Annotated in this window: 1 protein-coding gene and 1 pseudogene; both read left to right on the top strand. The window is 40.4% G+C overall.

Annotated features, from left to right (window positions below; all coding sequences use genetic code 11):
• A pseudogene (locus tag AC1DPQ_RS28395) lies at positions 1-541 on the top strand (hypothetical protein); the annotation flags it as partial.
• A 5-nt stretch (positions 542-546) separates the two neighbouring features.
• A partial coding sequence (locus AC1DPQ_RS28390) for a RagB/SusD family nutrient uptake outer membrane protein (protein WP_477611663.1) occupies positions 547-1,149 on the top strand: 603 nt, incomplete at its 3' end.

Here is a 1,149-nt window from a genome sequence, read left to right as displayed (position 1 = left end):
GATTTATAGTGGTACAACAACACCGAAATATGTATTGGGCTTGAATAATCAATTTAGCTTGGGTGCTTTCGATATCTCGTTTTTATTGATGTATTATGGTGGACATGTAATGCGGGTGGAACAGCCAAATCCTAATAATATTGGATTCTTGAGTCCTACTCCATTACAAGGTGCCGCTAATTTCTGGAAAACGCCAGGCGATGAAACCACGACTCGTATTCCTGGATATACTGGCTCTTCGCCTTCGGCTCCAGGCTACTATCAGATTAGTGCACTTTATGGTTATCAATATGCCTCTGAGTTTGTGCGCAAGGCCGATTATATTCGCCTAAGGGATGTAGTGGTTACTTACCGTGCTAAAGCCCAATTCTTGGAAAAAGCAGGATTAAGAAACACCCAACTACGCTTTCAGGCGCAAAATCCTTTCCGCTACACCTTTAGTGGAAACGATATCGATCCAGATGCAATCGATCGAACTTCAGGTGTCCGCAAGCTGGAAATTCAACCTTTATACAGTTTAACTTTATCTACCAACTTTTAGAAACCATGAAACATAAACATATCATATTGTTAATTCTTACCGTGCTGGCATGTTCTTCATGCAAAAAATTTCTTGATGTAAAACCTAAAGGAATCATCTTACCAGAAAAAGTTACAGATTACGAAGCAATCTTAAATTCTCCTTCGCTAACCAAAACATTTTCAATAAATCTACTCGATTTTACTGACGATAATTTAAATTCATTTACAGCAACCACTACCTCACCAGCTGCCAATGGTTATTTCTGGAGACCAATTTTAACGGAGAATGAACTGGTCAGTCCCGATGTTTGGGGACCATCTTACCGTTGTATCTATTCTGCGAATGTGATTATCAATGGAATACCAACTGCTACCGAAGGTACCGATGTACAGAAACAAAGCATTACAGGTGAAGCATTAGTAATCAGGGCCAATTGTTATCTCGAACTATTAACAGTATTTGCCAAAGCCTATAATCCTGCAACGGCAGGCACAGATCCCGGCCTTCCCTTGGTAACCAGTACCAATGTAAATGATAAGGCTCCTGCCAGATCATCACTCAAAGCTACATTAGATCAGATTATAGGCGATGTAACTATGGCAATTCCGGCTTTACCCAACAGCTGT

This window comes from Pedobacter sp. 01T416_2 (assembly GCF_056398925.1).
The sequence above is the reverse complement of the archived record's forward strand: the minus strand, read 5'-3'. Positions and strand labels throughout refer to the sequence as shown.